General features: G+C 57.3%; 23 protein-coding genes. 17 read left to right on the forward strand and 6 right to left on the reverse strand.

Annotation, left to right across the window (positions count from 1 at the left end; genetic code table 11):
• Window positions 1-5: 5 nt before the first annotated feature.
• From ACU6HM_RS09310 to ACU6HM_RS09325, 4 genes are read left to right on the forward strand one after another with little or no spacing between them, the layout of a single operon-like run.
• Window positions 6-878 (forward strand): NAD-dependent epimerase/dehydratase family protein, encoded by an 873-nt coding sequence (locus ACU6HM_RS09310; protein WP_446763703.1) that lies wholly within the window; start codon window positions 6-8, stop codon window positions 876-878.
• 47 nt (window positions 879-925) lie between these two features.
• A complete protein-coding gene (locus ACU6HM_RS09315) occupies window positions 926-1,540 on the forward strand; it encodes an NAD-dependent dehydratase (RefSeq protein ID WP_250756737.1) in 615 nt (204 codons plus the stop codon).
• A 9-nt stretch (window positions 1,541-1,549) separates the two neighbouring features.
• Window positions 1,550-2,716, forward strand: coding sequence for an oxamate carbamoyltransferase subunit AllG family protein (locus tag ACU6HM_RS09320; protein ID WP_250756738.1), 1,167 nt, complete (start codon window positions 1,550-1,552; stop codon window positions 2,714-2,716).
• The gene (locus ACU6HM_RS09325) at window positions 2,697-4,007 is read left to right on the forward strand and encodes an amidase (protein WP_254499719.1); all 1,311 of its coding nucleotides are present in this window, start codon (window positions 2,697-2,699) and stop codon (window positions 4,005-4,007) included. Before ACU6HM_RS09320 ends, ACU6HM_RS09325 begins: the two co-directional genes overlap by 20 nt.
• Window positions 4,008-4,065: 58 nt before the next feature.
• On the opposite strand, the gene ACU6HM_RS09330 is transcribed toward ACU6HM_RS09325, so the two are convergent.
• A complete protein-coding gene (locus tag ACU6HM_RS09330; protein ID WP_035271159.1) occupies window positions 4,066-4,500 on the reverse strand; it encodes a hypothetical protein in 435 nt (144 codons plus the stop codon).
• Window positions 4,501-4,746: 246 nt separating this feature from the next.
• On the reverse strand, window positions 4,747-6,126 hold the full coding sequence (locus ACU6HM_RS09335) for an MFS transporter (RefSeq protein WP_022983431.1): 1,380 nt from the start codon (window positions 6,124-6,126) through the stop codon (window positions 4,747-4,749).
• A 306-nt stretch (window positions 6,127-6,432) separates the two neighbouring features.
• On the opposite strand from ACU6HM_RS09335, the gene ACU6HM_RS09340 reads away from it, so the two are divergent.
• Both ACU6HM_RS09340 and gloA read left to right on the forward strand, forming a co-directional pair.
• Window positions 6,433-7,356, forward strand: a complete 924-nt coding sequence (locus ACU6HM_RS09340; RefSeq protein WP_230940579.1) for a LysR family transcriptional regulator — start codon at window positions 6,433-6,435, stop codon at window positions 7,354-7,356.
• A 94-nt stretch (window positions 7,357-7,450) separates the two neighbouring features.
• Window positions 7,451-7,867, forward strand: coding sequence for a lactoylglutathione lyase (gloA, locus tag ACU6HM_RS09345; protein ID WP_446763704.1), 417 nt, complete (start codon window positions 7,451-7,453; stop codon window positions 7,865-7,867).
• Window positions 7,868-7,992: 125 nt separating this feature from the next.
• Here gloA and ACU6HM_RS09350 read toward each other — a convergent pair whose 3' ends face one another.
• Window positions 7,993-9,537, reverse strand: coding sequence for a UbiD family decarboxylase (locus ACU6HM_RS09350; RefSeq protein WP_035271470.1), 1,545 nt, complete (start codon window positions 9,535-9,537; stop codon window positions 7,993-7,995).
• 96 nt (window positions 9,538-9,633) lie between these two features.
• Here ACU6HM_RS09350 and ACU6HM_RS09355 point away from each other — a divergent pair, with 96 nt between their 5' ends.
• Window positions 9,634-10,473, forward strand: coding sequence for a lytic transglycosylase domain-containing protein (locus tag ACU6HM_RS09355; RefSeq protein WP_009455145.1), 840 nt, complete (start codon window positions 9,634-9,636; stop codon window positions 10,471-10,473).
• 94 nt (window positions 10,474-10,567) lie between these two features.
• Here the strand turns inward: ACU6HM_RS09355 and ACU6HM_RS09360 are convergent, their stop codons facing one another.
• A complete protein-coding gene (locus ACU6HM_RS09360; protein WP_446763705.1) occupies window positions 10,568-11,728 on the reverse strand; it encodes a pyridoxal phosphate-dependent aminotransferase in 1,161 nt (386 codons plus the stop codon).
• Window positions 11,729-11,870: 142 nt separating this feature from the next.
• On the opposite strand from ACU6HM_RS09360, the gene ACU6HM_RS09365 reads away from it, so the two are divergent.
• The 4 genes from ACU6HM_RS09365 (at window position 11,871) to ACU6HM_RS09380 (ending at window position 16,953) form a co-directional block, all read left to right on the forward strand.
• Window positions 11,871-12,770: a hypothetical protein gene (locus ACU6HM_RS09365; protein ID WP_446763706.1), complete on the forward strand. Its 900-nt coding sequence runs from the start codon at window positions 11,871-11,873 to the stop codon at window positions 12,768-12,770.
• Between the two features lie 216 nt (window positions 12,771-12,986).
• Entirely contained in the window at window positions 12,987-15,281 is a 2,295-nt protein-coding gene (locus ACU6HM_RS09370; protein ID WP_446763707.1) for an NADP-dependent malic enzyme, read from the forward strand.
• A gap of 8 nt (window positions 15,282-15,289) precedes the next feature.
• Complete coding sequence (locus ACU6HM_RS09375) at window positions 15,290-16,486, forward strand: patatin-like phospholipase family protein (RefSeq protein WP_446763708.1); 1,197 nt, start codon at window positions 15,290-15,292, stop codon at window positions 16,484-16,486.
• Entirely contained in the window at window positions 16,486-16,953 is a 468-nt protein-coding gene (locus ACU6HM_RS09380) for a barstar family protein (RefSeq protein WP_009455142.1), read from the forward strand. The genes ACU6HM_RS09375 and ACU6HM_RS09380 overlap by 1 nt, the downstream gene beginning before the upstream one ends.
• Before the next feature lie 3 nt (window positions 16,954-16,956).
• Here the strand turns inward: ACU6HM_RS09380 and ACU6HM_RS09385 are convergent, their stop codons facing one another.
• Window positions 16,957-17,685, reverse strand: coding sequence for a 16S rRNA (uracil(1498)-N(3))-methyltransferase (locus tag ACU6HM_RS09385; protein WP_446763709.1), 729 nt, complete (start codon window positions 17,683-17,685; stop codon window positions 16,957-16,959).
• A gap of 194 nt (window positions 17,686-17,879) precedes the next feature.
• On the opposite strand from ACU6HM_RS09385, the gene tkt reads away from it, so the two are divergent.
• From tkt to ACU6HM_RS09400, 3 genes are all read left to right on the forward strand, one after another.
• Window positions 17,880-19,925, forward strand: a complete 2,046-nt coding sequence (tkt, locus tag ACU6HM_RS09390) for a transketolase (protein WP_446763710.1) — start codon at window positions 17,880-17,882, stop codon at window positions 19,923-19,925.
• 12 nt (window positions 19,926-19,937) lie between these two features.
• The gene (gap, locus tag ACU6HM_RS09395; protein WP_009455139.1) at window positions 19,938-20,951 is read left to right on the forward strand and encodes a type I glyceraldehyde-3-phosphate dehydrogenase; all 1,014 of its coding nucleotides are present in this window, start codon (window positions 19,938-19,940) and stop codon (window positions 20,949-20,951) included.
• A gap of 62 nt (window positions 20,952-21,013) precedes the next feature.
• The gene (locus ACU6HM_RS09400; RefSeq protein ID WP_022983435.1) at window positions 21,014-22,204 is read left to right on the forward strand and encodes a phosphoglycerate kinase; all 1,191 of its coding nucleotides are present in this window, start codon (window positions 21,014-21,016) and stop codon (window positions 22,202-22,204) included.
• 70 nt (window positions 22,205-22,274) lie between these two features.
• Here the strand turns inward: ACU6HM_RS09400 and ACU6HM_RS09405 are convergent, their stop codons facing one another.
• Window positions 22,275-23,117: an NAD-dependent epimerase/dehydratase family protein gene (locus ACU6HM_RS09405; protein ID WP_446763711.1), complete on the reverse strand. Its 843-nt coding sequence runs from the start codon at window positions 23,115-23,117 to the stop codon at window positions 22,275-22,277.
• 75 nt (window positions 23,118-23,192) lie between these two features.
• Between ACU6HM_RS09405 and ACU6HM_RS09410 the strand changes: the two genes are divergently transcribed.
• From ACU6HM_RS09410 to mog, 3 genes are all read left to right on the forward strand, one after another.
• Window positions 23,193-24,635: an aldehyde dehydrogenase family protein gene (locus ACU6HM_RS09410; protein WP_022983437.1), complete on the forward strand. Its 1,443-nt coding sequence runs from the start codon at window positions 23,193-23,195 to the stop codon at window positions 24,633-24,635.
• A 135-nt stretch (window positions 24,636-24,770) separates the two neighbouring features.
• Complete coding sequence (locus ACU6HM_RS09415; protein ID WP_009455130.1) at window positions 24,771-25,529, forward strand: SDR family oxidoreductase; 759 nt, start codon at window positions 24,771-24,773, stop codon at window positions 25,527-25,529.
• Window positions 25,530-25,609: 80 nt separating this feature from the next.
• Window positions 25,610-26,239, forward strand: a complete 630-nt coding sequence (mog, locus tag ACU6HM_RS09420; RefSeq protein ID WP_009455129.1) for a molybdopterin adenylyltransferase — start codon at window positions 25,610-25,612, stop codon at window positions 26,237-26,239.
• Window positions 26,240-26,314: the final 75 nt, after the last annotated feature.

Here is a 26,314-nt window from a genome sequence, read left to right on the forward strand (position 1 = left end):
ACACCATGAAAAAAGTGGTGGTTACAGGCGGCTCGGGCCGTGTGGGCTCGTACGTTGTACAGCAATTGATGCAGACCATGGATGTGGTCGTGGCGGATCTGAAACCCAGCCAGCATCAGGCTTCTTTTATTCAAACGGATGTGATGGATCTGGAGGCCGTGCGTGCGGCCACCAAAGATGCCGATGCCGTGATTCACCTGGCGGCAATTGATTTTGACTGGAAGGCCGCGGAAGAGCAGTACATCAACGTCAATGTGCGCGGCACCTGGCATGTGCTGCAAGCCTGTCGCGAAAACGGTGTCAAGAAAGTGGTGCTGTGTTCCAGTATTTCAGCCTGCGGTCTGTCGGAGATGCGAGCCGACTGGAAACCTCAGTATCTGCCTGTGGACGAGGCCCATGAAAACAAGCCTTATCAGGCCTACAGCGTCAGCAAGATCATCATGGAGCAAATGGCAAAAAGCTTTAGCGATGCCAGCGATATGGAAGTGATCTGCTTGCGTCCGCTGGCCGTGGTGCTGCCGGAAACCATTGCCGAGTACATCCAGTTTGTCGACAGCCCGCAGCGTAACTGGCTGTTCTATTACATCTGGGCTGCAGATCTGGCGCGTGCTTTTGAGGCCGCCGTGAATCTGCAAGGTTTGCGCTACGGCGTGTTTTTCATTAGCGCAGACGATAGCTCCCACCCCTTGGCAACCACAGACTGGTATCAGCAGATTATTGGCCCTGTGCCTGAAATCAAGAACCCACGCTGGTATCAGAACAATCCGCGTGCCTCCATTTTCAGCAGCCATGCGGCCAAGGAAATTCTGGGCTGGCAACCAAGCACGGACTTCCAGCTACTGCGCCAGGAATACGCGGTGGAAAAAGACCTGGCGTGAAACGCCCAGGCACCCATGACGACTACATTGAACACGGAGACTTGAGCATGACGGGAATTAAAACCGGCACCTTGGATTGGACGGGTGACAACCCTTTTATTTACTTGAAGACTGACCCTGAACAGGACTGGTCGTCCTTGTCCCTGTACTTTCGCATCGCCAGCTCGGCGTATGGCAGCGGCCAGGCCATCCTGGTGTTGGACAAGCCTTACGAAGACGGGCAGGACAGCGACGCGCGTTTGCTGATCACGGATAACAAGCCCTTGGCCGAGTATCTGGTACGGGACTTCGTGCGCCATTTTGGCCTGTTTCGCAAGGCGGTGGCGCTGGACAAGTTGCAGGTCTTGAGTGACGGCGTTTTCCAGACAGTGAACCGTTTCCCTGAGCTGGTCAGCGAATCTGTCACCTCCGCCAGTGCAGGTCTGGCGGTGGAATTGCAATGGCATCACATGACGCAGCCAGCGATTTGTGTGGACCTGCCGCAAAGCCAGACCCAAACCCAGCAGCACGAAATGATGTGCGTGTTCCACCCGGCCCAGCAAGCCAGGGTGCTGATCAATGGCACGGCCTTGCCGGGCAACACCATAGAGCGGGACTTTAACGGCTCGCGTGCGCAGTCCGCCAGCCTGGCGAACAGCGAAACCTGGGTGCGCGTGGCGTAAGGAGACGATATGGCTCAGCATGTAGAGACGCAGGCCGTGATGCCAGCCTGGACAGGGGTCCGGCCTCTGCAATCCATTTTGCCCTCGCAAGGCCGCCTGGTCCTGCATGCCGGGCCACCGTTTCGGGATGCACAGGAGTTGCCTGCCGCAATCCGAAATTCGGCTTTGATCGGCATTCTGTATGAGGGCTGGGCAGCTAGCAAACAAGAGGCGCAAGCCTTGCTGGACGCAGGGGGCGTGCAACTGGCTCCCGCGCAGGATTACGGCGTGGTGGTGCCATTGGCCGGAGTGGTCACGCCGTCCATGTATCTGATTGAGGTCAGCGACAGTAATCAGCCCGAAAACAAGAAGTACTCGGTGCTGAATGAAGGCATGCAATGGTGTACCCGCCTGGGTATTTTTGCCGATGAAATGGTGCCGCATCTGCGTTGGTTGCATCAGGGTTTGGGTGCGCGGCTGGCTGCACAGTTTCAGGGGCCGGTCGCTCTGGGGCCTATTGTTCAGGCTTCCCTGCTCAATGGTGATGATGGTCATGCTCGTACCATGCATGGCTCCCGGCAGTTGGCCGACATTATTGTCTCCTGGGGCATTAATGACGACGCCAGCCAAAGCTTTCTATATGGCGCGATGGCCTGGGCCTTGAATTACTGGATGGCCGCCAGTGCCTTGATTCTGGCAAATCAGGCTCCTGCTGATGGCGCGGATGCCATCGTTAAAGTTGGCGGTAATGGCTTGCGCTTTGGTTTGCAATTGGCCAGCTCCATAACTTGGCTGGTTACGGATGCTCCTGTTATTGCTGGCAATAAAGAGCCCGGTAATGAGCAGGCAAAAGCACTGGGTGCCCTGGGCGATAGTGCTGTCGTGGATTTCGTAGGGCTGGGTGGCCAGTGTCTGGATCTGGCGGGAATGAGTGCCAGGAATCTGCACGCCTTTCTACCCTCGGACTACCTGACGCGTCAAAACAAGTTCCTGAAAACCCGCTTGCCCTTTCTGGCCGGGCGCAATGGTATTAGCAATTTTGCGCAAGTGATTGCCAACAATACCGGGCCGTTGGTGCTGCTGGGCATGATTGACGGTGCCGGAGAACGTGGCCGTGTTGGTGGTGGGGTGGCGACGGTGGATGCCTCTTTATTGCAAGCTCTCAAGGAGTGGCAGCATGAAACGACAGTGGTTTAAGCTGCCTTTGCATCAATTGCTGCATGCTCTGCATACGGGCGAAGCCAGTCTGCCGGAGATCGTGGCCTCCTTTTATGAGCGCATTGCTATACGCGATGACAAGATTGGTGCCTGGCAGTATCTGATTGATCAGGACGACTATCTGGCCGAGTACGAAAGCCGCAGTGATTTTTACAAGGCCTCGCCCTTGATGGGTCTGCCCTTTGCGGTCAAGGACGTCATTGATACGGCCGGTATTCCCACCACAATGGGCTCGGCTATTCATCAGGATCGGATTCCGGATATGGATGCCTCCTGCGTTACCGCGATGAAAGCGGCAGGCGGCATTTTGATGGGCAAGACGGTCACGACCGAGTTCGCTTATTTTCAGGCTGGCAAGACAAATAACCCGCATGATGCCGAACGCACCCCCGGCGGCTCCTCCAGCGGCTCTGCTGCCGCCGTGGCTGATTTCATGGTGCCAGTCGCCTTCGGGACCCAGACGGCGGCATCGGTCATACGGCCAGCGTCCTACTGTGGCTGCATTGGCTATGTAGGTAGCAAGAACGAGTTTTCCTTGCGCAATATTCAGCCGCTGGCTCAGTCTCTGGACTCCCTGGGCATACTCAGCAATGACGTGCTCGACACGCTCTTGCTGCGCAATATTCTGCTGCACAAGCCCTTGAGTCTGAGCTCGCCGGGAGCGCAGGCGGCTTGTGTGTTCGGTGTTTTCTCCGGGCAGGCATTGGGTGAAGTTCAGGGCAAGATGCTGGAGACCTTGCAGGCGTGCCAGCAGGATTTGTTGGAACAGGAGCATACGCTGGTGGATTTTCCCTTGCAGGACGCCGTTGTTGAATTGACGGCCTTGCATGCTCAGATCATGGCTTATGAAGTGGCCCGGAATCTGGTGTACGAGCAACAGCAGCATGAAACCTTGAGCGCCCATATGCAGTCCTTGATGAGCACGGGTCTGGCTTTTCCCTACAAGGAGTACATCGCTGCCTTGCAAAGAGCGGACACGCTCAAACAGGCAATGCTGCAGTGGTTTGCAGATAGTGGGGCGGATTTCATTCTGGCACCTGCGGCAGCCGGTGTTGCGCCTTATAAAACCGAAGGAACGGGGGCACCTTTCATGAGTCGTGCCTGGCAGTTGCTGGGTTTGCCGGTGGTGTCCCTGCCTTTGGGGTATTTCCAGAAATTGCCTATGGGTTTGCAGTTGATTGGAAAGCCGCACCAGGATGATGTTTTGCTTTTACAGGCGCGTCAGTTGCAGCAGCGCTTTTTAAACAGCAGTTCAGTTCTGGCGGTGTAGTTTTCTTTTTTCTTTTACGCGTCCTGTTTTTACAGGACGTTTTTTTTGGGCTGCGTTTTTATAGTTTGGGCAGCAGGTACTTTTCAAAGAGCCATTTCAAACCATACAAGGCCCCGAAAATAATAGCGGCAATGGCCAGAAAATCTGCGCTGAAAACGCTTTGCTGTTTATGGGACAGCTCCATATAAACGTGCTCGTCAGCGGGACGGGCATAGGTCATGGGAATGGAGGTCTTGGGTAAAGTGGCCTGCAAGACGACATAGCTGCCATCGTCAGCCGCTTGCATCAGCAGCTCGTCCACCTGCGTGGGAGCCAGACCGTCGTGATGTCCTGGCTTGCACAACTGCCGGGTTCCCTGAGCCCAGTTGTCATTACTCTCGGGGCAGGAGGCCTGGATGCGGTAGCCATTGCTGAATTGAACCGTCAGCCACCCTTGGGCATGCGAGGCGGCGTCGCTGCTTACGGTTACGTCGGTGAGGCTGATGGTGGTCATGGTGCAAATCCCTTGGGCAGTGCAAGCGCATTCTTCAGTCTGCTTAAGGCAGGAGGTGAGTCTATATTTGACGCGGGCTATAGAAGGTTATTCTATAGAAGCCGGTATGGGAATACTGTTTCTGTATGGGCAGAATCAGCTTTATGTGAATTGCTTTTAATGTAAATCAATGCTCTTTTTCCATAAAAAAACAGCCCTGTAAAACAGGGCTGTTGATTGCGGAAAACCAGCGGGAATAAAGAAGGCTTAACTGGCGCCTGCCTTGCCCATGCTGACGGCCGGTTTGGCATCATGAGCCGGCTCGGTGTGGTAGCGGCGCAAAGGCTTGTTGGCGGTTTCGGGCATCAGCACAGTCACCCAGAAAAAGCACAGAACCGCGACCACCGTGACGTAAAACGCGGGAGCCAGATAGCTGCCTGTTTGCGCCGTCAGCCAGATAGCCAGGTAAGGTGCGGTGCCACCAAAAATTGCGAAGGTGATGTTGTAGCACATGCTCGAAGCGGTATAGCGCATGTCGGTCGGGAACATCTCCGAGAGCAGGGTGACGGCCACCACGCTGGCTGCCACCTGACCAATACCGATAATCAGCATGCCGAAAATGGCGGCCTCCAACGAAGCTCCCTTGCTGACGATCATATAGGCCGGAATGGTGAACAGCGCATGCCAGACAGCGGCAAATTGCATCATGCGACGGCGGCCCACCCGGTCCGAGATCACACCGGCAAGCGGGGTCAGGGCGGTGACAAACAGCAGGGCAACCATGTTCGCAGTCAGGGACTGGACGGAGGACAAGCCAATGACCGTGCGCAGGAAGGTGTTCATGTAGGTGGAGAAAATGTAGAAGGACAGGGCGTACAGCACGATAAAGCCGCCCAGCTTCACAATATTGGAACCCTCTGCCTTGAAGACCTGGGACGCGCTGTAGCTGAGCTGACCTTTTTTCTCCGCACGCATCTGCTGGAACTCGGGCGATTCGGCCAGATGATCCCGAATGAAGAAGGCCACGATGCCCATGGGAACGGCCAGCAGGAAGATGGTGCGCCAGCCCCAATCACCCATGGCCTCGGTACCGACAATCGCGGCCAGACCGGCGCTGATCCCGGCTGCCAGTGCAAACGCAAAGTAGGTGGCACCGGACATGGCCCAGGCGTAGGAGTTGCGTTTGTTCATGGGGCTGTGTTCAACGGTGTAGATGGTGGCGCCCGTATATTCGCCACCGGCCGACAGCCCCTGAATACAGCGGATGATGATCAGCAGAACCGGAGCCCAGATGCCAATACTTTCATAGGTTGGAATCAGACCAATGGCGGCGGTGGACCCGGACATCAGCAAGACAGTCAGGGCCAGAATCTTCTTGCGGCCAATGCGGTCGCCCAGCCTGCCAAAGTAGATGCCGCCCAGGGGGCGAACAATAAAGGACACCAGAAATACGGCAAAGGTGGCCAGCAGGCCCGCCATCTTGTCTTCCGAGGGGAAGAAGTTTTGTGCGATGTAGACGGCCATATAGCCGAACAAGGCAAAGTCAAACCATTCAACGATCGTACCGGCCGCTGAACCCATCATTACTTTCTTGATGTGACCCGTATCGGTATGTTCCGATTCGGCCACGGTGCTTTCCCTTTGCATACTTATGTCTCCTCAAGTATTGGGACTATCTGTTTTTTGAAATCAAACCCTGTGGGGGTAGCTGGTTTTTTTATTATTTCTACGTGTCTATCTTTTCTTGGTATTGGTTGAAAGCTCGGCTAGAGCATCGGCTGCAACAGGATGAGTTCCTCCTTTCCGTGGGGCTGGGCATCCGGTCCTGGCATGCTTGCAAAGCGCCATCCAGTGCGTGCTAGATAAGCTAATCCTCTGCAAATTGCTTGTCCATTCACTATTCGCGCACTATTATTGATCGCGATGTTATCAATCTAAAATATGAGCAAAACCATGATTCCCGCACGCCTGGATTTGCATCACCTGCGCGCCTTTAAAACGGTGGCCGAACAATTGCATTTCAAGAAGGCGGCGGAGCTGCTGCACATCACGCAACCGGGCCTGACGCGCATCATCAAAAAGCTGGAAGATGATTTGCAGGTGGACCTGTTTGAACGCAGCACCCGCCAGGTCAAGCTCACAGCGGCAGGCTTTTTATTGCTGCAGGAAATCGAACAGGTTTTTGTGCATTTGGAGCGCGGTATCGAGCTGGCCCAGAAAGCCAAGTTTGGCGATATCGGACACCTGATCATTGCCTATAACGACTATGCGGTGCAGGACGTGCTGCCCAGAACGCTGGAGCACTTCAAGCAGCAGTATTCGAACATCACAACCGATTTGTTATATATGCCCACGCAGCAGCAAATACAGGGCTTGCAGCAGGGCAGTCTGGACCTGGGCTTTGGCTTTGCTTTCTCTGATGACCCCGAGGAACTGGGCGTGCTGTGGAAGCCGGTATGTCGTGATGATCCCATCGTTCTTTTGCAGAGCGATCATCCTTTGGCAAAGGAAAAATCCATTCCCTTGGTGGAACTGGCCAATGAGCGTTTTGTGGTGGGCAGCAAGACGCATTGGCAGGTCTGGCGGCGTTATTTCTATTCCCTGTGTCGACATGCCGGTTTCCATCCCAATTCCGTACAGGAAGCCAGCACCATTACCGGCATCATGAGCATGGTGGCGGCCAATATCGGCATTGCCGTTTTGTCGCAGTCCTTGCGCAAGTACGTGCACCGTGATCTGGTGGCGATTGATCTGGACTTGTCGGGCCAGCATCCGCAGTCCTTCATCAACATCATGTGGCAGGAAAGCAATGCCAATCCCTGTGTGCCTTTATTCATCCAGACCATCTCGTCGGAGTTGATGGCAGCCAGTGCGTAAGGCTTGAGTATTTCTCATGGACCCTTGATGAGCGGTCATGATGCAAGGAGGGCGGTTTTGCTACATTGCAATTTTCAACCCTCTGCCCCTTGCTATGAGCACTTCCCAAATACAGTTTGGCCTTGATCATGTCATGTTGCGTGTCCTGGATCTGGAGCGGTCCCTGGCGTTCTACCGCGATATTCTGGGTATGCGTGTGGTGCGCCACACGGACTATGAGTCCGGTCGCTTCACCAATGTGTTTCTCAGCTTTGACCAGAGCACACAGTCCAGTCTGGAGCTGACCTGGAACTGGGATCAAAAAGAGCCGTATGAGAAGGGTGGGGCTTTTGGTCATCTGGCCTTGATGGTCCAGGATGTGTATCAGGCGGTGCGTTATCTGGAGGAGCAGGGCGTCAGGATCAAGACGCCTCCCAAGCAGATGAATCACGGTAAACGCACGATTGCCTTTGTGTTTGACCCGGATGAGTACCTGATTGAACTGGTGGAGCCTTTGGCCTCGCCGACCTGATACTGGCCTTGGGCGTAGCGTTGACTGGCCCGCATTGAAGAGCAGAATAAAACAAAGACCATGCACCGTTGCGGTGATGGTCTTTGTTTGTTTTTGGAATGCGCCATATGAAGGCGCGTTCTGGCTTACAGCCCCAGCGAACTCCACATATCGTCCACTTTCTTCTTGGTGGACTCATCCATCTGGATAGGGGTACCCCATTCGCGCTGGGTTTCTCCGGGCCACTTGTTGGTAGCATCCATGCCCATCTTGCCGCCCAGTCCTGAGACCGGCGAGGCAAAGTCCAGATAGTCGATAGGCGTGTTTTCCACCAGCACGGTATCGCGCACCGGGTCCATACGGGTAGTCATGGCCCAGATCACTTCTTTCCAGTCGCGCGTGTTCACATCCTCGTCCACCACCACGATGAACTTGGTGTACATGAACTGGCGCAAGATGCTCCAGACACCAAACATCACGCGCTTGGCGTGGCCTGCGTATTGCTTGCGAATCGACACCACGGCCAGGCGGTAGCTGCAGCCTTCGGGAGGCAGGTAGAAGTCCACAATTTCAGGCAACTGTTTACGCAGCAGGGGCACAAAGACTTCGTTCAGCGCAACGCCCAGAACGGCAGGCTCATCGGGCGGCTTGCCGGTGTAGGTGCTGTGGTAAATCGGGTTGCGGCGCATGGTGATGCGCTCGACAGTAAAGACCGGGAACCAGTCCTGCTCGTTGTAGTAGCCGGTGTGGTCGCCGTAAGGGCCTTCCAGTGCCATTTCGTAGCTGCTGTCTGCGGGCGGCTTCATCCCTTCAGGCACCTCGGGGGCCAGGGCATCCGGGTGATTGCTGGGCAGGATATGGCCTTCCAGCACAATCTCGGCCCAGGCGGGGACAGACAAGTCGCTACCCAGGGCTTTGGCCACTTCGGTGCGCGAGCCGCGCAGCAAACCGGCAAACTGGTATTCGGACAGACTATCGGGCACTGGGGTGACCGCACCCAGAATGGTGGCGGGGTCGGTGCCCAGGGCAACGGCAATCGGGAAAGGTTTGCCGGGGTTGGTCAGTGCATGATCGCGGAAGTCCAAGGCACCGCCACGGTGGGACAACCAGCGCATGATGAGCTTGTTACGGCCAATCAGCTGCTGACGGTAAATACCCAGGTTCTGACGCTTGGCATGAGGGCCTTTGGTAATCACCAAACCCCAGGTTAGCAAGGGGGCCACGTCGCCGGGCCAGCATAGCTGCAAGGGGATCTGGTTCAGGTCCACGTCCTTGCCTTCCAGCACTACTTCCTGACAGGCGGGAGAGCGGACATTCTTGGGGCTCATATCCCACAGGGCGGACTTGAGCATGGAGACTTTGGACAGTGCATCACGCATTCCGGTGGGGGCCTGTGGCTCTTTCAGATTGGCCAGCAGTTCGCCAGTGTCGCGTAATGCCGACACATCCTGTGCACCCATGCCCCAGGCGACGCGTTGCGGCGTGCCGAACAAATTGGCCAGGACAGGCATGGCGGCTTTGGAGCCTTGATGCTGGGCATTTTCAAACAAAAGTGCCGGTCCACCGGCACGCAGTACCCGATCACTGATTTCAGTCATTTCCAGCGAGGTGGAAACTGGCTGCGTAATCCGCTTCAGATCGCCCTTGGCTTCCAGCTGGGCAATAAAGTCTCTCAAGTCACGGTATTTCACAGAAGAACGGGGCTCCGCTTGCAGATATTTTTGGTTAAGACCTTGAACAGGTTCTAAGGTTAACATCGGGCAGTTAGCAATACTAAGGATGATGCCATGGGCTTCCAAGATATGGACTATGTACTTAGTCGCTCAGCCCGCACCCTGACGTATCGCATCGGTGAGTTTGTGCACGTGTGTGCCATGTACCTGGGCATTGCCGTACTGGTGACGATTGCAGCCTGTGTGGTTGTGCCGTCGATGCGCGCTCAGTTTAACCAGCTTTATACCGGTCTCGTGCAAACCCTGCGCCCCGAGGCGGTGAAATACGATGCGTACAGCCAGGCAGTCTGGCCAGCGGACAAGACACAGCCCAACCTGTCCGAAGAGGGCGAAGACTTGAGCCAGACAGAACAGCAGCAAGCTGTCTCTACTTATCAGGGCTTTATGAAGAACCTGCGTGCTTCGGTCACCGGGCAGCCCATTGCGGGCGTTACGGCGGCTCAGCAGCAGGCCTTGCGCAGCTATTTGGCGCGCAAGTACAAGATTGCCTATTCGGTGGCGGGGGCCTTGATCCACACCGCTTTTATTGTGGGCAAGGAAAAGAACCTGGACCCGCAACTGATTCTGGCGGTGATCGCCATTGAGTCGCGCTACAACCCTTATGCGGAAAGTCATGTAGGTGCGCAGGGCTTGATGCAGGTGATGACCAAAGTCCATAAAGAGAAGTTCGATATCTATATGGAAGGGACGTTGGCCGTGCTGAGCCCCGAGGCAAATATTCGGGTGGGTGCGCAGATTCTGTCGGACTGTATTCGCCGCCGAGGGTCTCTTGAAGGTGGCCTGGCCTGTTATGTGGGCGCAACCGGGCCTAGCGATGGCGGCTATGGCGCGAAGGTGCTGGCTGAACGTCGCCGTATTGCCTTGGCCTCGGGCATTCCGATCCGGGCACGCTAAGTGGTCTGAATGGAAAAAGAAATCGGGCCTTGCGGCCCGAAATACTTTACTGGTGTCGGGCTGCACTGCCCGGCAGACTGAAACGATGCCGGGTTTAGCGGCCCAGAAATTGTCCCAGACGACTGATCGCTTCCTGCAAGCGGTCCATGCCAGTGGCGTAGGACAGGCGCAAGGTATAAGGTGCGTGGGCCGTACCGAAGTCCCGGCCCGGCACAGCGGCCACTCCGGCCTCGTGCAGCAGTTGCTGCGAGAAGGCATCGCTGTCCTGACTGTATTCACGAATATCCGTATAAATATAGAAAGCGCCGTCAGGGCGGACGGGCACGCGCAGGCCCAGACGCTCCAGCTCGGGCAGCAGATAATCACGACGCTGCTTGAAGGCCAGGCGACGCTCTTCATAAATCGCCATGGTTTCAGGCTCGAAGCAGGCCAGGGCGGCATGTTGGGCCAGGGAGGGAGCGCAAATTGCCAGACTGGCAGCCATGCGCTCGCAAGCCTCTGTCATCCAGGTGGGCAGGATCAACCAGCCCAGACGCCAGCCCGTCATGTGGAAGTACTTGGAAAAGCTATTGATAACAATAATGTCCTGATCCAGGGTCAGGGCGCTGAGCGGTGCTTCTTCATAAAACAGACCCAGATAAATCTCGTCCATGATGATGAAGCCGTCACGGGCGCGCACTTCCTTGATCAGTTCTTGCAGGGCAAGGCGGGAAATCGTTGCGCCGGTGGGATTGTTGGGCGACGCAATCAGAACGCCGCGGGTCTTGGGGCCCCAGTGCTCGCGAATATGCTGGGCACTTAGTTGAAAGCGTTCCTCCGCCGAGGCCGGGATCAGGCGGGCCGTACCACCGGCTGCCATGATGAAGTTCTGGTTGGCCGGGTAGGACGGATCGGGCATCAGCACTTCGTCACCAGGATTGATCAGAGCCAGCGTAGCCAGAGACAGGGCACCGGATGCGCCGGCCGTGACCACAATACGCGAAGTGTCGACACGGGCCTGGAACTGCTGCTCGTAATACAGGGCGATGCGTTCACGTAAAGCCGTCAGACCGGCAGGGGCGGTGTACTGACTCAAGCCTTGATTACTGGCCTGATGCAGCGCATCGACCACGGCTTGCGGGGCGGTGAAGTCCGGTTCGCCTATGCCCAGGCTGATAATGTCGCGGCCCGTGGCCTTCAGGGCATTAGCCTGTTTGAAGAGTTCAACAGCATGAAAAGGAAGAACATGTTCGGTACGACTGGCGAGGCGGGACATACGGCAAATCTCGGGTAAAAAGTGTATTGTAGGACCTTGCTCAAAAGGGCGTCAGGTGGCTGTGGCATGTGCGTGTGCCCTGTAGGGGTACAAACCGTCGGGCCAGTGAGACTCAAGTTTAGGTTTGTTGCAGGAAAAGTCTATGGTTTCTTCGTCGCGGCGTGCATTTTTGATGGGACGTCGTCCTCCCCAAACAGCGTGGCAGACATTTTGTTCACGTCTGAAAGCCCGGGTTCAGGGCGAGTGGTCCGAACTTAGCGCAGAACCGCATCATGAGCAGGCTCGTCTGGAACCCGCTTCCAGTGCAGACGTGCATATGGTGTTGACGCTGGCCGCCGAGTACGGTGTGACGGTGTGTCTGGAAGGTGTGCCGCAAGCCAGTGAAACCGATGGTCCCTTGATTGTTCTGGCACCGGGCCGACAGATGGCCCGCTGCGATCGTCTGGAACCCAACTCCAATCGCTGGTTTGTTCAGCCTGGCTGTCTGCTGGGTGAAATGGAAGCCAAAGGTTTTCAAGGACTGGCCAATGCGCCTGCCGGGATGACCGTGGCCGCCTGGCTGGCGGATCGACGCCAGCATGATTGGCCCACAGGTCGCACTGCCTTGTCGGGCGTATTGCACTGCTCGGTCATTCTGGCTGACAACACGCAGGCAGCCTTGGGTCCCTTTGGTCAGGAAAACCGCAACCCGCTTGATAGCCTGCGCATGCAGCAGTTGATTCCGGCCCTGTTCCAATTGATGGGCGAATCCGAAACGCAGGCCTTGAGACAGGAACAATGGCCTTGCCGCTATAGGTTGGATGCGCTGGAGCCGCTTGAGGGCGAGGGCATCAATCTGGCTCATCTGATGCTGGGCCACGGCGGTGATTTGGCCTGGGTGGAATGGCTGGTGCTGGATGATGCCGTTTTAAGCGGCTCGGACCCGCAAGACTGGTCCTGGCCGAATCAGGAGCAGCCCTGGCAAGCTCAGGATGTGGATAGCCGCATCAAAGCTCTGTTTGATCCAGCGGACCGATTTTCCTATCCGGGCCAAACGCTATAAGTTTGTCCTGGCCTGTGCTTGACCCATGTTGTAACTCAAGGGCTAGAATGGTCCTTGCTTTGGCCTTGAGGGCCAGGCAAGGTGACCGGGGTTTCGGAGACGAGAACAGCATTCAGCGTATCAAGCCACGCGCTTGTTTGAATTCACGTTGACAGGCAATGGCGACGCTCTGGCGATCCCGGTCCGTTTTGAATGGATTTTTGGGTAGGTATAAGCATGGACGCCAATTTTCGGAAAGCAGCCCTGGAATATCACGAACAGGGCAGGCCCGGAAAGTTATCGGTCACGCCGACCAAGCAACTCTCCAACCAGCGCGATCTGGCACTGGCCTATTCGCCCGGTGTGGCGGCCGCGTGCGAGGAAATCGTCAACGACCCGCAAAATGTCTTCCGCTATACCGGTCGGGGCAATCTGGTCGGGGTGATTTCCAACGGCACGGCGGTGCTGGGGCTGGGCAATATTGGCGCGCTGGCCTCCAAGCCGGTCATGGAAGGCAAGGCCGTGCTGTTCAAGAGCTTTGCGGGTCTGGATGTTTTTGATATCGAGATCAATGAAACCGATCCCGACAAGCTGGTGGATATTATTGCCGGTCTGGAGCCGACCTTTGGCGGCATCAATCTGGAAGACATCAAGGCCCCCGAGTGTTTCGAGGTAGAGCGCAAGCTGCGCCAGCGCATGAGCATTCCTGTCTTTCACGATGACCAGCATGGCACCGCCATTTGTGTGACAGCAGCCTTCTTGAATGGCTTGAGCGTTGTTGAAAAAGACATCAAGCAGGTCAAGGTGGTGACTTCTGGGGCCGGTGCGGCCGCGCTGGCTTGCCTGGACCTGATGATTGATATGGGTTTGCCGCTGGAAAATATCTGGGTGACGGATATTGATGGCGTGCTGTACGAAGGCCGCCCCGGCAATCCCGTGCCCGAGCTGGCCCGCTTTGCCAAGCAGACCGACGCCCGCACCCTGAATGATGTGATTGATGGGGCCGATGTCTTTCTGGGCCTGTCCGCTGGTGGTGTGCTCAAGCCCGAGATGTTGAAGAAAATGGCTCCCCGGCCCCTGATTCTGGCCCTGGCCAATCCTAACCCCGAGATTCTGCCCGAAGACGCTCACGCCGTGCGCGACGACGTGGTCATGGCAACTGGCCGTTCGGATTACCCGAACCAGGTCAATAACGTGCTGTGCTTCCCCTATATCTTCCGTGGCGCGCTGGACGTAGGCGCCACCACGATTACACGCGGCATGGAAAAAGCCGCTGTGCTGGCCATTTGTCAGCTGGCACGCGAAGAGCAGGACGAAGGGGTTGCGGCTGCCTATGGGCTGGAGGAAGTGTCTTTTGGGCCCTCCTTCTTTATTCCCCGTCCTTTTGACTCGCGCCTGATCGTCCGCATTGCTCCTGCCGTTGCCAAGGCAGCGATGGAGGAAGGCGTGGCGACGCGTCCGATTGCGGACCTGAAAAGCTATATCTATCAGCTGCGTCAGTTCGTTTACAAGTCCGGCTCCTTCATGAAGCCCATCTATTCGCTGGCCCGTGGCCTGGTGCAGGACGGCGCTAAGTCTCGTGTGGTCTTTACCGAGGGCGAGGACGAGCGTGTGCTGCGCGCCGTGCAGATTATTGTGGATGAAGGTTTGGCCAGCCCGATTCTGGTGGGGCGTCCGGCTGTCCTGCAGCAGCGTATTGAACGCTATGGCTTGCGCCTGCGTTTGGGCATTGATGTGGAAGTGACCAACCCCGAACAGGATGATCGTTTCCACCGTTACTGGACCAGCTATTGGGAAATCATGTCCCGTCGCGGTATCAGTAAAGAGATGGCGCGTGTGGAAATGCGTCGTCGCCCAACCTTGATCGGTGCCATGATGCTGCACCTGGGTGATGCTGATGGCATGATCTGTGGCACGGTGGGCCGTTACGAGAACCATCTGGAGCTGGTCGATCAGGTGATTGGCAAGGCACCCGGCGTGGAAACGTATGCGGCCATGAATATTCTGCTGCTTAGCGAGCGTACCGTGGCCTTGACGGACACGCACGTGAACCACGATCCCGATGCAGATCAGGTAGCTGAAATCACCTTGGCGGCAGCTCGCAAGATGCGTCAGTTCAATATCGAACCCAAGGTGGCATTGCTGTCCAGCTCCAACTTCGGCACCAATGATTCGCCTGCCGCCGTCACTATGCGGGGTGCGCTGGAGCGTGTGCGCAAGCTGGACCCCAGTCTGGAGGTGGACGGGGAAATGCACGGCGATTGTGCGCTGGATGAAAAGGCCCGCCATCAAATCCTGCCCACCTCGGCCCTGACTGGCGAGGCGAACTTGCTGGTGTGCCCGAATGTGGAGGCGGGCAATATTGCCTACAACCTGCTCAAGACGGCTGCCGGTGGTAACGTGGCAATCGGCCCCTTCCTGTTGGGGGCACGAGCACCGGTTCACATCATGACGTCCACTTCTTCGGTGCGCCGTATCGTCAATATGACGGCGGTCACGGTAGTGGATGCCAACGTCGCTACTGAAGGCTGATACCTACCATGATCCAGCGCTCTCCCGCTCCTGTGGCATTGGTCCTGAATGGGGGCGGGGCGCGCGGTGCGTATCAGGCCGGGGTGCTGGCCGGTTTGCTGGAGCTGCTGGATCCTGATCGCAATCCTCAGTTTCGCAATCCCTTCGGTATTATTTGTGGCTCTTCGGCAGGCTCCATCAACGCGGCCGGATTGGCGTGCCGCGCCGACAGGCCTCATGAGGCTGTAGACCATATACAACAGCTGTGGGGCTCGTTGCGCACCAACGATATCTTTCATGCTGACCCTTTGCAGTTGCTGGCGACCAGTGTGCACTGGGTGGCCACGCTGGCCTTGGGCTGGCTGGCGCCGCGTCTGCGTGACCATGTGCCGCACTCCATGCTGGATAATTCGCCCCTGCGCGACCTGCTGGAAGAGAGCCTGGACTTCGACCGTTTGCAGCGCAATCTGGCCCAGCAGCATGTGGGCGCGCTGGCGATTACAGCAGCGGCCTACACCACGGGTGAGCACCTGACTTTCTATCAGTCTGACGAGCGTATTCGCCCCTGGACGCGCAATCTGCGCCGTGCCATCCCCGGTGTCATCGGGGTGGACCACCTGATGGCTTCCAGCGCCATTCCCTTCATGTTTCCGGCTCAGTCTCTGCAAGTGGGCAAGCAAACCCAGTGGTGCGGGGACGGGACGATGCGTCAGTTGGCACCCATCAGTCCGGCCATTCATCTGGGAGCGCACAAGGTGCTGATTGTGGGTACCGGATACGCCGACAACACCTATCACGAGCAGGAATCCAGGGATCCGCCATACCCCTCTTTGGCGCAGATCAGTGGCTATGCTTTATCCAACATATTCCTCGATAGTGTGTCAACGGATATTGAGCGTATGGAACGCATCAATACATTGCTTGCCTATATGCCTGCAAATGTATTACAAAGCCAATCGCTGCGTCCTGTCAGCACGTTTGCCATCACCCCCAGCCGCTCGCTGGATGAAATTGCCACTCGGCATATTCATCAGATGCCAACTGCTGCACGTACCCTATTTCGAGTACTTGGTGTATCTTCAAAGTCCGGTCCGACCACAGGCGGTGCATTAATTTCATATTTGTTATTCGAGTCCGGCTACACCCAAGAGCTGATCGAGTTAGGAAAGACCGATACCATGAGTCGTCGTGAAGAAGTGTTAGCGTTTTTTAAGGAAGCGTCCTGATGAGCCAATCCCTGACTTTGCAAGAAGCTTTGCAACAAGGCGGTGTGCTCGACGCAACGGGCCTGACGGCTGCTGATTTTCTGGAGCAGGCACAGGACCAGGGGCTTACCGCCCTGGAAGTAAGTTGCGATCGTGCGCGCAATCGTTCCGCTGTGCTGCGAGCAGTCGCCAAGGCTGTCGATTACCCTGAATTTTTTGGTGGCAATCTGGATGCGCTCTACGATTGCCTGTGTGACACCGTGCTGGATCAGAAAGCAGGCCTGGCCCTGTGGCTGGACAATCTGCACAGTGGTGATCCTGCGTTGGAAAAAGACGCCCAGGCTATTTTGGGCGTGTGTGAAGATGTGCATGCCTGGGCCTCGAATAACGAGCGCCGTTTTGTATGTGTCGTTCTGCACGCTGGCAAGCATCCTGACCCTGAACCGGGTGAGACCCCTGCTTCCTACTCCAGCCAGGACGAAGAATAAGCCTTATTCCCAGCCTTGCAAGGCGCTGATCGCTGCTGTCAGCGCCAAGGCGGCGGTTTCGGTTCGCAGCACGCGGTGCCCGAAACGAATCGCCTGAGCCTGGGCTCCCAGTGCCACCTTCTGCTCTTCGGGCGACCACCCGCCTTCGGGGCCAATCAAGATAGTCATGGCCTGATCTTGCGGTCTAATGGCCTGCGCCAATTGCTGGGGCGCATCGGGATCACAGAACAGATGCAGGCCAGTTTCCGCCTCGCGGAAATATTCGGCCAATGTCAGCGGCGCTGACAGTTCCATCAAGCGGTTGCGACCACACTGCTCGCTGGCCGACTCAATCACTCTTTGCCAATGGCCCATGCGCTTGGCCTGTCGCTCCGCGTTCAGTTGCAGCACGCTACGTTGCGCGCGAATCGGCACAAAGCGGCTGACGCCCATTTCCACGGCTTTTTCAATAATCCAGTCCATCTTGTCGCTGGAGGCAATGCCTTGCAGCACCGTTATGCGACCGGCCAGCTCGCGGACAGGTGTTTGGGCATCGCCCAGGCTGGCAAAGCCCTTTTTGCCATCAATGCGCAAGGTGGCGGGATACTGGGTTCCGCGCCCGTCAAACAGGACAATGTCCTGACCGTCCTTCAAACGCAGCACCCGGATAGCATGATGCGCCAGAGCCTCGGGCAGGGCGATCTCGGTCTGGGCCGTCAAGTCCAGGGGGTGGTAGAAACGGGGAGCTGCCATATCAAGACACCATCAAGCATAAAAAACCGCACAAGCATACCGTACCCAGGCTTCGGGGAGAAAGCGCAAGGCCCCAGCTCAAGTGGGGGCGATTTAGCGCCAGCAATGCTAAAATAGCGCGTTTTATAAACTAATCAGGGCCGTGAGCCGTCCGCCTGTCGGAATTGTCGCGCCGCCGCCCCAATGAGCTTCTAATGGATATTGCGTCAGCCTCTGATAAAACCCTAGCCAATGCCATCCGTGCCTTGTCTATGGATGCCGTGCAACAAGCTAATTCGGGCCACCCCGGTGCGCCCATGGGCATGGCCGATATCGCCCAGGTTCTCTGGTCCCGGCACCTGAAACACAACCCTGCCGACCCTGCCTGGTTTGATCGCGACCGTTTTGTGTTGTCAAACGGCCACGGTTCCATGCTGATCTACGCTTTGTTGCACCTTAGTGGCTACGACCTGCCCATGGACGAGCTGCGCAACTTCCGTCAGATGCATTCACGCACTCCTGGCCACCCTGAAGTGGGTATTACCGCGGGCGTGGAAACCACCACAGGTCCTTTGGGCCAGGGTTTGGGCAATGCTGTTGGCTTCGCATTGGCTGAAGCCTTGTTGGCGCGCGAGTTCAACCGCGAAGGCCACGATGTGGTCGACCACCTGACCTGGGTTTTCGCTGGCGACGGCTGTTTGATGGAAGGTATCTCGCACGAGGCTTGCTCCTTGGCCGGTACCTGGAAACTGTCCAAGCTGGTCGTGATGTACGACGATAACGGCATCTCCATCGACGGTAAGGTCGAGAACTGGTTTGGTGACGATACGCCCGCCCGTTTTGAAAGCTACGGCTGGAACGTGATACGCGCGGTTGACGGCCACGATGCCGCTTCGATCAATAGCGCGATTGAACAGGCTCGCCGCAACGCGAAAGAGGGCACGGGTCCTACCCTGATTTGCTGCCGTACCGTGATCGGCAAGGGTGCTCCTAACGCCGCTGGTTCCGAGAAGGTTCACGGTGCCCCACTGGGCGCTGATGAAATTGCCGCCACCCGTGCAGCACTGGACTGGAACCACGGACCGTTTGAAGTTCCTCAGGAAGTCTACCAAGGTTGGGATTGCCGCGAAAAAGGCGGCGCCCAGCAAGCGGAATGGCAAAAGCGCTTTGACGCTTACAGCCAGGCTTACCCTGAACTGGCCGCAGAACTGGCTCGCCGTCTGAAAGGCGAGCTGCCTGCCGACTACAGCGCCAAAGTACAGGCCTTTATTGAAGAAACCGCTCAGAAAGCCGAAACCATTGCGTCGCGTAAAGCCTCGCAATTGGCCATTAGCGCTTTGGTCAATGTGCTGCCAGAAATGCTGGGTGGCTCGGCTGACCTGACCGGCTCGAACTTCACCGACTGGAAGGGTGCCGAAGCCGTACGTGCCCACGCCGACGGTGTGCATTTCGGTCGCCACATCAACTACGGTGTACGTGAATTCGGTATGGCCGCCATCATGAATGGTCTGGCTCTGCACGGTGGTTACCTGCCTTTTGGCGGTACCTTCCTGACTTTCTCCGACTACTCGCGCAACGCCATCCGTATGGCTGCCTTGATGAAGCAGCGTGTTGTGCACGTGTTCACCCACGACTCCATCGGTCTGGGCGAAGACGGTCCGACACACCAGTCCATCGAGCACGCCAACAGCCTGCGTTTGATCCCCAACCTGCATGTCTGGCGTCCTTGCGACACCACGGAAACGGCTGTGGCCTGGGCTTGCTCGGTCGAGCGTCCTACCAGCATCGGTATGGACGTACAGGACGGTGGTCCTAGCGCCTTGCTCTTGTCGCGCCAGAATCTGCCTTTCGTCGAGCGCGATGCGCAAACCATCCAGAACATCCGTCGTGGTGGCTACGTGCTGCGTGATGCGCAAGATGCGCGCGCCATCATCATGGCAACCGGCTCGGAAGTGGGTTTGGCGCTGCAAGCACAGGAGCAGCTGGCTCAGCAAGGTATTGCGACCCGTGTGGTGTCCATGCCTTGTACCAACCTGTTCGACGCGCAGGACAAGCAGTGGCGTGATCAGGTCCTGACACCCGGCATCCCGCGTGTTGCGGTTGAAGCCGGTACCACAGGTCTGTGGTTCAAGTACGTGGGCCTGGAAGGCGCTGTGGTGGGTATCGATACCTACGGCGAATCCGCCCCGGCTGGCGTCCTGTTCAAGCATTTTGGTCTGACAGCAGAGAAGGTCGCTGCGGCCGTTCAAGAAATTTTGTAATTGGAGTCTGACATGACGATTCGCGTCGCAATCAATGGTTATGGTCGTATCGGCCGCATGATCTTGCGTGCCCACTACGAGTACGGCAAAAAACACGATATCGAGATCGTGGCCATCAACGCCTCGGGCGGTGCCGAGATCAACGAACACCTGACTCGCTATGACTCCGTGCATGGCCGTTTCAACGCTGATGTGTCGCTGGATGGCGATCATCTGGTGGTCAACGGCGACCGTATCCGCCTGCTGAGCCAGCGCGATGCGCTGACCCTGCCTTGGGCTGAGCTGGGTGTGGACGTAGTGCTGGAATGTACCGGCGCTTTCACCACCAAGGAAAAGGCTGGTGAGCACATTCAAGCCGGTGCCAAGAAAGTCATCATCTCGGCCCCCGGTGGCAAGGATGTGGACGCCACCATCGTGTACGGCGTGAACCATGACATTCTGAAGAGCACCGATACCGTTATCTCCAACGCATCGTGCACCACCAATTGCCTGGCTCCCCTGGTTGCTCCCTTGCACAAGGAACTGGGCGTGGTCAGCGGTTTGATGACCACCATCCACGCTTACACCAACGACCAGGTCCTGACCGACGTGCGTCACAAGGACATGCGCCGTGCCCGTTCGGCCACCAGCAGCATGATCCCCACCAAGACCGGCGCAGCGGCTGCTGTGGGTCTGGTGCTGCCAGAGCTGAATGGCAAGCTGGACGGTTACGCCGTGCGCGTTCCCACCATCAACGTGTCCATGGTTGACCTGACTTTCGTGGCCAGCCGCAACACCAGCGTTGAAGAAGTGAACGGTATTCTGAAAGCCGCCTCGGAAGGCGCCATGAAGGGCATTCTGGACTACTGCACCGAACCTCTGGTTTCCATCGACTTCAACCACACCACCGCTTCCAGCACGGTTGATTCCCTGCTGACCAAAGTGACCGGCGGCAATATGGTCAAAGTGGCTGCCTGGTACGACAACGAATGGGCTTTCTCCATTCGTATGCTCGACAGCACCATCGCACTGATGTCGGCCAAGTAAGATCTGAATAGCAGGGGCGGGATTTCCCGCCCCTGTCACGTTAATTCCCAGAACAAAAAATCATGTCTACAAGCATCAAGACCTTGTCTGCGCTGGCCGAAACGGACGCGCTGCGAGGCAAGCGGGTATTTATCCGCTCTGATCTGAATGTCCCCCTGCAAGACGGACGTATTACCGAAGATACGCGCGTACGTGCCTCGGTGCCTGCCATTCGCATGGCGCTGGATGCCGGCGCAGCAGTAATGGTCACGTCTCATCTGGGTCGCCCCAAAGAAGGCGAGTGCCAGCCTGTGGATTCGCTGGAACCCGTGGTGCAACGTTTGTCCGAGTTGCTGGGCATGCCCGTTGAGCTGCGTCGCAATTGGCTGGATGGCGTGCAAGTGTCGCCCGGTCAAGTGGTCTTGCTGGAGAACTGCCGCTGCAATGTGGGTGAGAAGAAGAACGATCCTGAGTTGGCTCGCAAAATGGCGGCTTTGTGTGACGTTTACGTAAACGACGCCTTCGGTACGGCCCACCGTGCTGAAGCGACTACCGAAGGTATCGCCCGCTTTGCTCCCGTGGCTTGTGCCGGTCCTTTGCTGGAAGCCGAGTTGAAGGCCCTGGGACGTGCCCTGAACCAGCCTGCCCGTCCTCTGGTCGCGATTGTGGGTGGTGCCAAGGTGTCCACCAAACTGTCCATTCTGCGCGCTTTGGCTGAAAAAGTTGACCAACTGGTGGTCGGTGGCGGCATTGCCAATACCTTCATGATGGCTAGTGGCCTGTCCGTGGGCAAATCCCTGGTGGAAGAAAGCCAGTTGGAAGAAGCCCGTGAAGTGATCCGCATCATGAAAGAGCGCGGCGCAGAAGTGCCTATCCCTGTGGATGTGGTGTGCGCCAAGTCCTTTGCTGCTGATGCCGCGGCTGAAATCAAGGCTGCTGATCAGGTCCAGGACGATGACATGATTCTGGACGTGGGCCCGCAAACGGCTCAGCAGATCGCTGACATCATTGCCAAGGCTGGCACCGTGGTCTGGAACGGCCCTCTGGGCGTGTTCGAGTTCCCCGCCTTCGCACAAGGCACGGAAACCCTGTCGCGTGCGATTGCAGGCTCCAAGGCTTTCTCGATTGCGGGCGGTGGCGACACCCTGGCAGCGATTGCCCAGTTCAATATTGGTGAAGACGTGGATTACATCTCCACGGGCGGCGGTGCCTTCCTGGAATTCCTGGAAGGCAAGCGCTTGCCGGCCGTGGCTGCGTTGGAAGACAAGGCTTAAGCCAGTCTTTGCTTCGTCAGAAAAAGCCAGTCAACGAACGTTGGCTGGCTTTTTTGTTGGATCTGAAAGTTTACGCCCCATCTTTAATCAACTGTGCATACCCCTGTAGGGCGTCGGGCCAGTCCAGCTGAAAGCCGCTGTCCAGCAGTCGCTGGTTGCTCAGGCGCTTGCCACCTTCGGTGGACTGACGCCGTTCGGGGTGGGCTACTTCCAGCAGATCCGCCAGTCCGTCGTAAAGCTCGGTAATCCGGTAAGGTCGGCTGTCCGTACCTATATAGCAAGGGAAGGGCGCGGGAGTGCGTAGCAGGTGCCAGCAGGCACGCGCAGCGTCTTCAATATGCAGGCGGTTGGCCCAGTGCTCCGGGTCGTCCGGCACGGTGGCACGGCCTTCACGCAGGCGGTCCAGCAATTGGGTACGCCCTGGCCCGTACAGGCCGCTGGGGCGGATGACGACGGCTTGGGCCGGGATGCGGTGGTGCAGCAGTTGCTCGGCCTCCAGCAGTACTTTGCCATTGAACTGCGTGGGTTCGGTGGGGGAGTTCTCGTCCACCCATTCAGTGCTCGGCCCGTAGACGGCGCTGGACGATACAAAGACAAAGCGTTTCAGGACTTTCAGGTCCAGCTCGTTGAGCAGGTTTTCCAGGCCGTGCAGAAATACTCGTTCGTAAGCTGCCTGGCTACGCTGGTCGGGAGAGACGGCGTAAAGTACGTGGGTGATTTTGCGGTGCTTCAGGCGCAGGGAGGTGGGCTCGCTCAAATCAGCTTCCACCCATTCAATTCCGCTGTGATCGTCCAGGGGAACATGACGGCGCAGGCCGATCACCGGCCATTCGTGATGGCGGGCCAGCATCCCGGTGCGGGTGCCCAGATCGCCAGCGCCCGCTAAGAGCAAAGTACGTTGTCGAGAGTCCAAAGCAGCAGGTCCTTGAGTAGAATGATCTCGAGCAAAGCTCGATTGGCTGAGATAACAATAGCATTGGAGGCGGTCATGGAGTGTCGCAATTGGATTGACGGACAGCAACTTGGCGCGGAGGGCGGTGGTTTGCTACCGGTTATCGACCCCTCCACAGGCGAGACCTTCGCGCGCTTGGCGCAATCGTCCGAGGTGGATATTGATTGGGCCGTACAGGCCGCCCGACGTGCCAGCCAGGGGCCGTGGAGCCGTCTGACGGCCGCCCAACGCAGCCAGTTATTGCTGCGTTGCGCTCGAACTTTGTCTGATGCCCGAGAGGAGCTGGCGCGGCTGGAATCTCGCGATACCGGCAAGCCTTTGCGTCAGGCCCAGTCCGATGCTGCTGCCATTGTCCGCTATTTTGAGTTCTATGCGGGCGCGGTGGACAAGCTGCATGGTCAAACCATCCCGCTGGGCTGGGAGATGACGGCGTTCACCTTGCGTGAACCCTTGGGCGTTACCGCGCACATCATCCCCTGGAATTACCCCTTGCAGATCTTCGGGCGCAGCGTAGCCGCGTCCCTGGCTGCGGGTAATACCTGCGTGGTGAAACCGGCAGAGGATGCCAGTCTGTCCTTGCTGCGCGTGGCCGAGTTGTTGCACGAAGCGGGTTTGCCAGCGGGAGTGCTGAATATCTGCACGGGGCTGGGTAGTGAAGCCGGGCAGGCTTTGTCTGCTCATCCGGATATCAATCACATTTCCTTTACTGGCTCTCCCGACACAGGCCGTCAGGTGGCCTTGCAAGCAGCGCAGAATTTTGTGCCGGTCACCTTGGAGCTGGGCGGCAAGTCTCCACAAATCGTGTTCTCGGATGCGGATCTGGATGCCGCTTTGCCGGTCGTGGTCAATGCGATTGTGCAGAACGCCGGGCAGACCTGCTCGGCAGGGAGTCGAGTGCTGATTCAGCGCGCTATTTATGGCGACTTTACCGAGCGTCTGGCCGAAGCCTTCAAGGCGCTGCTGACCGGGGCGGCCAGCGACAATCTGGATTGCGGTCCCCTGATCAGCGCGCAGCAGCAAGCGCGGGTGCGTTCCTATCTGGAAAATCTGGACCAGGACGGCATTGTGGTGCTGGCGCAAGGCAAGCTGGACTCCAAGGCCCCCGCAGGCGGTTTTTACCAAGTGCCTGTTTTATTGGGCCATGTGCCTGTTGAACATCGTCTGGCGCAGGAGGAAATCTTCGGTCCTGTTCTGGTGGCCCAGCCCTTCGGTACAGAGGAAGAAGCCATCGCCATGGCCAATGGCACGCCTTACAGTCTGGTGGCCGGGGTCTGGACCCGCGACGGGGCTCGTCAAGTGCGTATGGCCCGACAACTGCGAGCTGGGCAGGTCTTTGTGAATAATTACGGTGCGGCAGGTGGGGTGGAACTGCCTTTTGGTGGAACCGGTCAGTCCGGCATAGGCCGTGAGAAGGGCTTTGAAGCCTTGTACGCCCTGACTTCCCTGAAAACGGTTGCGCTACGTCATGCGGCCAGCTGATCGTAGGGTATTTAGGGGTTAGCGCGGCTGTGGCGGCTCCGGTTTTCTGGCAGCATGGCAGCTGAACGCTAAACAGGTTTCACCAATGGCGGCGCAATGCCGCCATTTCTATATAAAAAGCAGAAGGAGACAAACATGCGATTGCAAGACAAAGTGGCTATCGTGACGGGCGGTGCATCGGGTTTTGGCCTGGGCATTGCACAGCGCTTTGCACGCGAAGGAGCGCGTGTACTGATTGCCGACCTGAATGCAGAGCAAGGGCAGGCCGCAGCGGCCCAGATTCAGGCACAGGGTGGTCAGGCCATTTTTGCCGCTTGCGATGTCTCGCAAGGGGACGAAGTTCATGCCCTGTTGGATATTGCCCTGCGCGAATGCGGTGGGCTGCATATTGTGGTGAACAATGCGGGCACCACGCATCGCAATAAACCGTTGCTGGAGGTCAGCGAAAGCGAGTTCGATCTGGTCTATGCCGTCAACGTGAAAAGCATTTACTGGACCGCCAAACACTTTGTGCCGTATCTGCGCGCCCAGGGCTCGGGCTCTTTCATCAATATTGCGTCTACCGCCGCCTTGCGTCCGCGCCCCGGACTGGTCTGGTACAACGGCACCAAGGGCGCGGTGGTAACGATCAGCAAGGGTATGGCGGCCGAGTTGGGGCCGGATAATATCCGGGTGAACTGCATTAATCCGGTGATTGGTGACACGGCGTTGCTGGAACAGTTCATGGGCATGCCCGATACGCCGGAAAACCGCAGCCGTTTCTTGGCGGGAATTCCGCTGGGACGTTTTTGCACACCCAAGGACGTGGCAGCGGCAGCGCTGTATCTGGCCTCGGACGAGGCCGAGTTCATTACAGGCACTTGCATCGAAGTAGACGGCGGCCGTTGTATTTAAGCCCCACTGCGATTCGTTACAATCGTGCTATTGGCAGGCCCGTTCAGGGCCTGTAGTTTATTTCGCTTCCAAGGAAAAGCATGACATTCAATCGACAGTCTCCCCGCGAGCATCCGGATCAATTGCGTATCGGCTTGGTGTCGGTTTCAGATCGCGCCTCCAGCGGACAGTACCAGGATCAAGGCATACCGGCGCTGCGCCGCTGGCTGGACTCCGCCTTGACGGTAGCGCCTGCCTATATGGAACGGCTGATTCCCGACGAGCGTGCCCAGATTACTGACACCCTGGTCGACTTGGTGGAAGCGGGTTGCGACCTGATTTTGACTACCGGTGGCACTGGTCCGGCGCGTCGCGACGTGACGCCGGAGGCCACTCTGGACGCTGGAACGCGCGAAATGCCCGGTTTCGGTGAACAGATGCGTCAAATCAGTTTAAAATTCGTACCAACAGCGATTTTGTCGCGGCAAGTTGCGGTCATCCGAGAAATTCAGGACCACGCTGCTCTGATTATCAATCTGCCTGGGCAGCCCAAAGCCATTCAGGAAACTCTGGAAGGATTACGGGATTCAGAAACCGGACAAGTATTGGTGCCGGGTATTTTTGCAGCAGTCCCGTATTGCATCGACCTGATTGGTGGACCTTACGCACAAACTCACGAGCATGTGGTCAATGCGTTCCGCCCCAAGTCGGCGCGTCGGACCGCCAGTTAATACGCTTACAAACAATCGGCTGTGCACGGAACCGTGCCCGGCCAAGTTTTTCAATTATTTTAGTCTTCAGGAGGT

This window comes from Alcaligenes sp. RM2, assembly GCF_052931795.1.

What these genes read in the sequence shown, in the direction of transcription:
- ACU6HM_RS09310 (WP_446763703.1), top strand. Translation starts at nt 6, where the DNA reads ATGAAAAAAGTGGTGGTTACAGGCGGCTCGGGCCGTGTGGGCTCGTAC.
- ACU6HM_RS09315 (WP_250756737.1), top strand. Translation starts at nt 926, where the DNA reads ATGACGGGAATTAAAACCGGCACCTTGGATTGGACGGGTGACAACCCT.
- ACU6HM_RS09320 (WP_250756738.1), top strand. Translation starts at nt 1,550, where the DNA reads ATGGCTCAGCATGTAGAGACGCAGGCCGTGATGCCAGCCTGGACAGGG.
- ACU6HM_RS09325 (WP_254499719.1), top strand. Translation starts at nt 2,697, where the DNA reads ATGAAACGACAGTGGTTTAAGCTGCCTTTGCATCAATTGCTGCATGCT.
- ACU6HM_RS09330 (WP_035271159.1), bottom strand. Translation starts at nt 4,500, where the DNA reads ATGACCACCATCAGCCTCACCGACGTAACCGTAAGCAGCGACGCCGCC.
- ACU6HM_RS09335 (WP_022983431.1), bottom strand. Translation starts at nt 6,126, where the DNA reads ATGCAAAGGGAAAGCACCGTGGCCGAATCGGAACATACCGATACGGGT.
- ACU6HM_RS09340 (WP_230940579.1), top strand. Translation starts at nt 6,433, where the DNA reads ATGATTCCCGCACGCCTGGATTTGCATCACCTGCGCGCCTTTAAAACG.
- gloA (WP_446763704.1), top strand. Translation starts at nt 7,451, where the DNA reads ATGAGCACTTCCCAAATACAGTTTGGCCTTGATCATGTCATGTTGCGT.
- ACU6HM_RS09355 (WP_009455145.1), top strand. Translation starts at nt 9,634, where the DNA reads ATGGGCTTCCAAGATATGGACTATGTACTTAGTCGCTCAGCCCGCACC.
- ACU6HM_RS09360 (WP_446763705.1), bottom strand. Translation starts at nt 11,728, where the DNA reads ATGTCCCGCCTCGCCAGTCGTACCGAACATGTTCTTCCTTTTCATGCT.
- ACU6HM_RS09365 (WP_446763706.1), top strand. Translation starts at nt 11,871, where the DNA reads ATGGTTTCTTCGTCGCGGCGTGCATTTTTGATGGGACGTCGTCCTCCC.
- ACU6HM_RS09370 (WP_446763707.1), top strand. Translation starts at nt 12,987, where the DNA reads ATGGACGCCAATTTTCGGAAAGCAGCCCTGGAATATCACGAACAGGGC.
- ACU6HM_RS09375 (WP_446763708.1), top strand. Translation starts at nt 15,290, where the DNA reads ATGATCCAGCGCTCTCCCGCTCCTGTGGCATTGGTCCTGAATGGGGGC.
- ACU6HM_RS09380 (WP_009455142.1), top strand. Translation starts at nt 16,486, where the DNA reads ATGAGCCAATCCCTGACTTTGCAAGAAGCTTTGCAACAAGGCGGTGTG.
- ACU6HM_RS09385 (WP_446763709.1), bottom strand. Translation starts at nt 17,685, where the DNA reads ATGGCAGCTCCCCGTTTCTACCACCCCCTGGACTTGACGGCCCAGACC.
- tkt (WP_446763710.1), top strand. Translation starts at nt 17,880, where the DNA reads ATGGATATTGCGTCAGCCTCTGATAAAACCCTAGCCAATGCCATCCGT.
- gap (WP_009455139.1), top strand. Translation starts at nt 19,938, where the DNA reads ATGACGATTCGCGTCGCAATCAATGGTTATGGTCGTATCGGCCGCATG.
- ACU6HM_RS09400 (WP_022983435.1), top strand. Translation starts at nt 21,014, where the DNA reads ATGTCTACAAGCATCAAGACCTTGTCTGCGCTGGCCGAAACGGACGCG.
- ACU6HM_RS09410 (WP_022983437.1), top strand. Translation starts at nt 23,193, where the DNA reads ATGGAGTGTCGCAATTGGATTGACGGACAGCAACTTGGCGCGGAGGGC.
- ACU6HM_RS09415 (WP_009455130.1), top strand. Translation starts at nt 24,771, where the DNA reads ATGCGATTGCAAGACAAAGTGGCTATCGTGACGGGCGGTGCATCGGGT.
- mog (WP_009455129.1), top strand. Translation starts at nt 25,610, where the DNA reads ATGACATTCAATCGACAGTCTCCCCGCGAGCATCCGGATCAATTGCGT.